At 64.6% G+C, this 7,687-nt stretch carries 7 protein-coding genes; 4 read left to right on the top strand and 3 right to left on the bottom strand.

Annotated elements, in window-relative coordinates; all coding sequences use genetic code 11:
* Positions 1 to 688 precede the first annotated feature (688 nt).
* Positions 689 to 1,888, bottom strand: coding sequence for a tyrosine--tRNA ligase (gene tyrS / locus BMY30_RS15355; protein WP_089715289.1), 1,200 nt, complete (start codon positions 1,886 to 1,888; stop codon positions 689 to 691).
* Between the two features lie 112 nt (positions 1,889 to 2,000).
* On the opposite strand from tyrS, the gene BMY30_RS15350 reads away from it, so the two are divergent.
* Complete coding sequence (locus tag BMY30_RS15350) at positions 2,001 to 3,131, top strand: anhydro-N-acetylmuramic acid kinase (protein ID WP_089715288.1); 1,131 nt, start codon at positions 2,001 to 2,003, stop codon at positions 3,129 to 3,131.
* Here BMY30_RS15350 and BMY30_RS15345 read toward each other — a convergent pair.
* Positions 3,128 to 4,270 carry a PilT/PilU family type 4a pilus ATPase gene (locus BMY30_RS15345; protein ID WP_089715286.1) on the bottom strand — a complete coding sequence of 381 codons (1,143 nt, stop codon included), beginning with the start codon at positions 4,268 to 4,270 and terminating at the stop codon, positions 3,128 to 3,130. The genes BMY30_RS15350 and BMY30_RS15345 overlap by 4 nt on opposite strands.
* Positions 4,271 to 4,301: 31 nt before the next feature.
* On the bottom strand, positions 4,302 to 5,336 hold the full coding sequence (locus tag BMY30_RS15340; protein ID WP_089715284.1) for a type IV pilus twitching motility protein PilT: 1,035 nt from the start codon (positions 5,334 to 5,336) through the stop codon (positions 4,302 to 4,304).
* A gap of 63 nt (positions 5,337 to 5,399) precedes the next feature.
* On the opposite strand from BMY30_RS15340, the gene BMY30_RS15335 reads away from it, so the two are divergent.
* From BMY30_RS15335 to BMY30_RS15325, 3 genes are all read left to right on the top strand, one after another.
* Entirely contained in the window at positions 5,400 to 6,107 is a 708-nt protein-coding gene (locus tag BMY30_RS15335; RefSeq protein ID WP_089715282.1) for a YggS family pyridoxal phosphate-dependent enzyme, read from the top strand.
* 62 nt (positions 6,108 to 6,169) lie between these two features.
* The gene (gene proC / locus BMY30_RS15330; protein WP_089715280.1) at positions 6,170 to 6,994 is read left to right on the top strand and encodes a pyrroline-5-carboxylate reductase; all 825 of its coding nucleotides are present in this window, start codon (positions 6,170 to 6,172) and stop codon (positions 6,992 to 6,994) included.
* 71 nt (positions 6,995 to 7,065) lie between these two features.
* Positions 7,066 to 7,659, top strand: a complete 594-nt coding sequence (locus BMY30_RS15325; RefSeq protein ID WP_089715278.1) for a YggT family protein — start codon at positions 7,066 to 7,068, stop codon at positions 7,657 to 7,659.
* The last annotated feature ends 28 nt before the right edge of the window (positions 7,660 to 7,687 follow it).

The following is a 7,687-nucleotide window of genomic DNA, read 5'->3' as shown; positions in this document are numbered from 1 at the left end:
CTTCAGTTTAAAATCATCGGTGCGTTAAGCGCACCAAACTTGGCTCAAGGTCTAAACGTTCTCAAAAAGATCCGAAGATCCTTGACGAGTCGCTTGCCTTGAATGTTTCAGTGACTGGTCACCAACATCCCGACAAGCGCCCACATGAATTACCTGATCGATTGTTAAAGAGCGGCTCTGATCTCTCGAAGAACAAGAGGAGCGTCTCGCTTGCTGGCGTGCCACCGGGTGGCTCGTCAGCGCCCTGCGAGGAAGGCGTATTCTACGTGATCGGCTGGCGCTGTCAACCCTGTGGGCGTTCCGAAGAAGGCTCCGGGGTGATCGACGCATGATCCGATCGAGTGGCGCATCCTACCGAAGTCGATGTTTTCGTCAAGCGGTAATTTTGCGTGCCGCTTCGAAAAAACCAAATAGAAACAACGGATTCTGCCAATTACAACCGCCGGAAACGTTGCCCGTCGCCGGCAGCGGATGCGTACTTTACGGATTCCCCCGGGACCGCGCAAGGCCCTCGGGAAGAAAAATGTCACGGCGCTAACGGCAGAGTGAACAGGCCGAGACAGTCCAACCTTCTCGCATTCGTTCCACAACCCCTTCGCGGCCACCGCCTGTGGACAAAAAGTCAGATTGGGCAGAGACGCCGACGCCCGCCCTGCGCGGGCGTCGTGGGAAGACTCATCGATCAGCGTCAGGCGAGTGTCACCCGGGCATAGCGCTTCTTGCCCGCCTGGATGACATAGCTACGGCCGGTTTCCAGCATATGGTCGCGCTCGACCACGTCACCATCCACCTTGACCCGACCGTTGCCGAGCATGTCCTTGGCCTGGGCACTGTTGTTGGCCAGCCCCGAGCGGTTCAGCACCGCAGCGATGGGCGCCTGGGCACTGCCCTCGAAGTCGACCTCGACCTCGGGCAGATCCTCCGGCAACTCCCCCTCGGCCAGCTGATTGCCGGCAGAGCGGTGGGCGTTGGCCGCTGCCTCTTCACCGTGGTAGCGACCAATCAACTCGCGGGCGAGGATCATCTTGATGTCTCGGGGATTGGCACCGGCCTCGACATCGCGCTTGAGCGCCTCGAACTCCTCGTTGGGCTTGAGCGAGAGTAGCTCGAAGTAGCGCCACATCAGGCTGTCGGGCATGGAGACCAACTTGTTGAACATCGACCCTGGCGCCTCGTCGACCCCGACATAGTTCCCCAAGGACTTTGACATCTTCTGTACGCCGTCCAGACCTTCCAGAAGCGGCATGGTGATCACGACCTGGGGCGCCTGGCCGAAGTGCTTCTGGATCTCGCGGCCCATCAGAAGGTTGAATTTCTGGTCGGTGCCACCGAGCTCCACGTCAGCCTCCAGCGCCACGGAGTCGTAACCCTGCACCAGCGGATAGAGGAACTCGTGGATGGAGATCGGCTGCGCCGCGGTGTAGCGCTTGTCGAAGTCGTCACGCTCGAGCATACGCGCCACGGTGCTCTGGCCGGCCAGCTCGATCATGTCGGCAGCGCTCATCGCGGAGAACCACTCGGCATTGAAGCGCACCTCGGTCTTCTCGGGATCGAGGATCTTGAACACCTGTTCCCTGTATGTTTGGGCGTTAATCTTGACCTCTTCCTCGGTCAGCGGCTTGCGCGTCACGTTCTTGCCGGTGGGGTCACCGATGCGGCCAGTGAAGTCGCCGATCAGGAAGATGACCTCGTGACCCAGGTCCTGGAACTGACGCATCTTGGTCAGCAGGACGCTGTGGCCCAGGTGCAGGTCCGGTGCGGTGGGATCGAAGCCCGCCTTGATGCGCAGCTTGCGCCCGGATTCCAGCTTCTTGACCAGTTCCTCCTCGAGCAGGATCTCGTGGGTACCGCGCTTCAGCAGCGCCAGGGCGTCAGCAACATCGGTCATTGTCTCCTCTCCACTCAGCAGGCGGCCCGCGACCCGCGGGCACTCGATAGTCGAATGGTCGAGGATGTTACCATGACCGGCCATCCACGGTTGAGCCCGCCCGGGAGTCCCCATGAGTCTCTACATTGGCCTGATGTCAGGCACCAGCCTCGACGGCATCGACGCCGCCCTCGTCGAGATCCGTGATGAGAACGCACCACGCCTGGTCGCCACGCAAGACACGCCGATGCCCGAGACGCTGCGCGACCTGCTGTGGCGGCTCTGCCATGCCGACAGGGTGGCCTTCAGCGAACTGGCGGATGCCGAGGACACCTTCTGCCGACTGCAGGCCGCTGCCGTCGAAGCACTGATCACCTCGAGCGGGGTGGAAAGGACGACCATCTCGGCCATCGGCAGCCATGGCCAGACCATCGAGCACGCCCCCAAGGGCCATGGCGGTGGCCCGGCCTATACGCTGCAGCTCGACAACCCCAGCTTGCTGGCCGAACTCACCGGCTGTCCGGTGGTGGCCGACTTCCGGCGTCGCGACCTGGCCGCCGGCGGCCAGGCCGCGCCCCTGGCCCCGGCCTTCCATGAGGCGCTGTTCCGGGCTCACGGCGAATGGCGCCTGGTGCTCAACCTGGGGGGCTTCGCCAACCTGACCCTGCTGCCGCCCGCCGAGGACGAACGAGAACTGCTGGGCTTCGACACCGGCCCGGCCAATGCCCTGCTGGATGCCTGGCATGCCCAGCATCGCGGGGGGCGCTTCGATGCCGGCGGGGCCTGGGCGGCCTCGGGACGGGTCGACGAGGCATTGCTGGAGCGTCTGCTGGCGGAGCCCTTCTTCCACCTGCCGCCACCGCGCAGCACGGGCCGGGAGCTCTTCCACCTGGACTGGCTGCAGAGGCAACTACAGGGCGAGGAGGCGCCGCAAGACGTCCAGGCCACCTTGGCCGAGCTGACCGCCGCCAGCGTAGCCCTCGGCGTGGAGATGGCCAGGGAAGGCCTCGACGCCCCGCCGGCCGCGCTGCTTATTCCCTGCGGTGGCGGCACCTACAACCCGGACCTGCTGGCCCGCCTGGCTCGCCGGCTTCCAGAGACGTCGCTGGTCTCCGGTGATGACTGGGGCTGGCCCGCCGAGTGGCTGGAGGCCGGCGCCTTCGCCTGGCTGGCGTGGCGGCGGCTGGCCGGGCTGCCTGGCAACCTGGCGTCGGTGACGGGCGCCACCGGGCCTCGGGTGCTGGGCGGGATCTACGCTCCCTAGAAGTCGTCCTCGCCGCGCAGTGAAAGATGGCTGGCCGCGTCCCTGGCCCCGGCCACCCCCTCGCTGTCCTCGTCGCCGTACTTGATCATCATGCGCAGGTCATTGGCCGAATCGGCATGCACCAGCGCCACTTCCTCGGTGATCTTGCCGGCCTTGAAGAGATCGAAGAGCGCCTGATCGAAGGTCTGCATGCCGAGATCCCGCGAGCGACCCATGACGTTCTTGATCTCGGAGACCTCCCCCTTGCGCACCAGGTCACCGATCAGCGGCGACTTGAGCATGATCTCGATGGCGGCCGTGCGACCGCCATCAATGGTCGGCAGAAGCTGCTGGGCCACGATAGCCCGCAGGTTGAGCGAGAGGTCGAGCCACACCTGGGCGTGTCGCTCGATGGGAAAGAAGTTGATGATCCGGTCCAACGCCTGGTTGGCATTGTTGGCATGCAACGTCGCCAGACACAGGTGGCCGGTCTCGGCGAAGGTCAGAGCGTGTTCCATGGTCTCCCGGGTACGCACCTCACCGATCAGGATCACGTCCGGCGCCTGGCGAAGGGTATTCTTCAGCGCCACCTCGAAGGAATCGGTATCGATACCGACCTCGCGCTGGTTGATGATCGCCTTGCGGTGCGGATGAACGTACTCGATGGGGTCCTCGACACTGATGATGTGCCCCCCCACGGTCTCGTTGCGCTGCTGGATCATCGACGCCAGGGTGGTCGACTTCCCGGTACCGGTACCGCCCACCACGAACACCAGGCCGCGCTTGTTGTTGGCCAGCTCACCGAGCGTGGCGGGCAGCGACAACTCCTCCAGATGAGGAATCTCGAAACCGATGCGCCGGATCACCATGGCCATCTGGTTGCGTTGCTGGAAGGCACTGACGCGGAAGCGACCCTTGTCCTTGAGGCTCAGCGCGAAGTTGGCCTCATGCTCGACGCGGAAGCGTTCCAGCAACATCTCGGGGATCGAGGCACCGACCAGCTCGGTGACCTGCGCCACGCTGAGGCCCTGGTCGCCCAGGGGAGTGAGCTGGCCGGCCATCTTGAGAGTCGGCGGCGCGTTCACCGAGATCAACAGATCCGACGCCTCCTTCTGCACCATGATATCCAGCAGCTGGTAGAGCCACTCTTTTGCCGTCATGTCCCTGCTCCTTGTTATCGTTGTTTCTTCCTCAGCTCGCCAGCGTACCCTTGGCCTTCGCCTGGGCTTCCTCGCGGGTCACCGTGTTGTCCGTCACCAAGCGTGCCAGAGAGGAGTCCAGAGTCTGCATCCCCAGGTTGCCACCGGTCTGGATCGCCGAGTAGATCTGCGCCACCTTGTCCTCGCGGATCAGGTTACGTACTGCCGCGGTGGCCACGAGGATCTCGTGGGCCGCGACCCGGCCACCGCCCTGGCGCTTGAGCAGGGCCTGGGAGACCACCGCCTGCAATGACTCGGAGAGCATCGAGCGCACCATGGACTTTTCCTCGCCGGGAAAGACATCGATGATCCGGTCGATGGTCTTGGCCGCGGAGGTGGTATGCAGGGTGCCGAATACCAGGTGGCCGGTCTCGGCGGCAGTGAGGGCGAGCCGGATCGTCTCCAGGTCGCGCAGCTCGCCGACCAGGATGATATCGGGGTCCTCGCGCAGGGCGCTGCGCAGCGCCGGGGCAAAGCCATGGGTATCGCGGTGCACCTCACGCTGGTTGACCAGGCAGCGCTTGCTGCGGTGGACGAATTCCACCGGGTCCTCGATGGTGAGGATGTGCTCGAAGCGATTGTCGTTGATGTAGTCGATCATCGCCGCGAGCGTCGTGCTCTTGCCCGAGCCGGTGGGGCCAGTGACCAGCACCAGGCCGCGGGGCAGCATGGAGAGCTGCCGGAAGACCTGGCCCATGCCCAAATCTTCCAGGGTTAGCACTTCAGTGGGGATGGTACGGAACACCGCGCCGGCCCCCCGCGCCTGATTAAAGACGTTGACACGGAAGCGCGAGACGCCCGGCACTTCGAAGGAGAAGTCGGTCTCGAAGAACTCCTCGTAGTCACGGCGCTGGCGGTCCGCCATGATGTCGTAGATCAGCTTGCGGACCTCGCGGTCCTCCATGGCCGGCACATTGAGCCGGCGTATGTCGCCATCGACACGGATCATCGGCGGCAGGCCCGCCGAGAGGTGGAGGTCCGAGGCCTTCTGTTTTGCCGAGAATGCCAGCAGTTCGGTAATATCCATGTGGTTCCCCTGCTCCCGGGATAAGGTTCCCTTCAGAATGATCAGTATGACAGACACTCAGACATGACGGACGTGGTACTTTCCGAGTCCCTGGCCGCTGCCCGCACCCGTCTCGCCGACGCGCTGAACGCCGCCGGAAGGCCCATCGATGCCGCCCGGTTGCTGGCCGTCAGCAAGACCAAGCCCGCCACCATGATCCGCGAAGCCTGGCACCTGGGCCAGCGCGAGTTCGGCGAGAACTATGTCCAGGAAGCCCTGGACAAGCAGGCCGAACTGGCGGACCTCGACCCCATCGTCTGGCATTTCATCGGTCCGCTGCAATCCAACAAGACCCGCGAGGTGGCCGAGCACTTCGCCTGGGTGCATAGCGTAGACCGTGAGAAGATCGCCCGACGTCTGAATGATCAACGCCCCGGGGCGCTCGACCCGCTGGACATCTGCCTGCAGGTCAACATCAGCGATGAGCCGAGCAAGTCCGGCGTATCGCTCGAGGCACTGCCCACGCTGGCCGAGGCGGTCCAGGCGATGCCTCGCCTGCACCTGCGCGGACTGATGGCGATCCCCGCGCCGGTCGAGGGGCTGGACGCCCAACGCGCGCCCTTCGCCCGCCTTCGGGAGGCCCTCGAGGGCCTCCGCGAGCGCCTCCCCGAGGCACCGCTGGATACCCTCTCGATGGGCATGTCCGGCGACCTGGAAGCCGCCGTGCTCGAGGGTGCCACCCTGATACGCCTGGGTACCGCGATCTTCGGAGAGCGAACCGCACGAGAGTGACAACCAACATATGCCGGCGAACCACGCCGGCCACATACGTCGAACGACACAGGACAGATTCCATGGCCAGCAAAGTCACCTTCATTGGCGCCGGCAACATGGCCGGCGCCATCATCGGCGGAATGATCGAGAGCGGCTTCTCGCCCGACGACATCACGGCAACCTCGCCCAGCGACGACATCCTCGCCCCGCTGCGTGAACGGCTGGGCATCCGCACCACGACCGACAATGCCGCGGCCGCCGCCGAGTCCGACGTGGTGGTGCTGGCCGTCAAGCCGCAGATCATGCGCGAGGTCTGCGAGAAAATGGGTGATGCCATCCAGTCACGCCGGCCGCTGATTGTCTCGGTGGCGGCGGGCCTGCCCGCCGAGACCCTGGAACACTGGCTCGGCGGCAATCTGCCCCTGGTACGCTGCATGCCCAATACTCCCGCGCTTGTCGGAGCCGGGGCTGCCGGGCTCTACGCCAACGCCAATGTCGACGATGCCCAACGACGTCTCGCCACCGAGCTGATGGAGGCCGTGGGCCTGGTGGAGTGGGTCGATGACGAGGCCCTGCTCGATGCGGTCACCGCCGTCTCGGGCAGCGCTCCCGCCTACTTCTTCCTGATGTTCGAGGCCATGGAAGAGGCCGGTGTAAAGCTGGGCCTGCCCGCCGACACCGCACGGCGGCTGGCCATGCAGACCGCCCTGGGCGCAGCGAAGATGGCGCTTTCGAGTGACAAGCCTCCTGCCGAGCTCAAGCGCAACGTGATGTCGCCCGGCGGTACCACCGAGCGAGCCATCGAGCACCTCGAGGATGCCGGCCTGCGCCGCATCATGGCCGAGGCCATGACCGCATGTGCCGATCGCGCCTCCGAGATGGCCGACGAACTCGGCAAGCGCTGACCCGATAGTGATAGTGTCCGTCACTCACTAGGGCCGACACGACGACGATTCAACGACATGGAGGAGCCCCGATGGGCAGTCAACTGGGAAGCGCCGGCCTGCTGCTGGTGAACACCCTGATCAACATCTACATCTTTCTGCTGATGCTGCGCTTCCTGCTGCAGGCATCACGGGCCGACTACTACAACCCCATCAGCCAGTCGGTGGTGAAGATCACCCAGCCGGCGGTACGTCCCTTCCAGAGCTTCCTGGGACCGGTGATGGGACGCTTCGACCTGGCCACCCTGGCCACGGCCCTCGTCATCAAGGCGATCAGCATCATCGTGATCCTGCAGGTCGCCGGCTTCGGCATGGCGCCCATCGCCGGCGTGGCGATCGGCTCACTGGCCGCCATCGCCAACGCCATCCTCAAGATCTACTTCTTCGCCCTGATCGTGATGATCATCCTCAGTTGGGTGGCGCCCCAAGCCAGCCATCCGGGTGCACTGCTGGTGATGCAACTGGTGGAGCCGATCATGGCGCCGGTGCGCAAGGTGATCCCGCCGCTGGGGATGATCGACCTCTCGCCCATCGTGGTGTTCATCGCCATCAGCCTGATCGATGGTATCGTGGTGGGCTCGCTGACCCGTGCCGCCGGCATCGCCGGTGCCCTGGTCGGCCTCTGAGGCCGGCCGACACCCACGACTGGACACG

The organism is Halomonas daqiaonensis, assembly GCF_900109725.1.
Lineage (GTDB): Bacteria > Pseudomonadota > Gammaproteobacteria > Pseudomonadales > Halomonadaceae > Halomonas > Halomonas daqiaonensis.
Note: the sequence above shows the minus strand (reverse complement) of the source record. Positions and strands in the feature narration are given on the sequence as shown.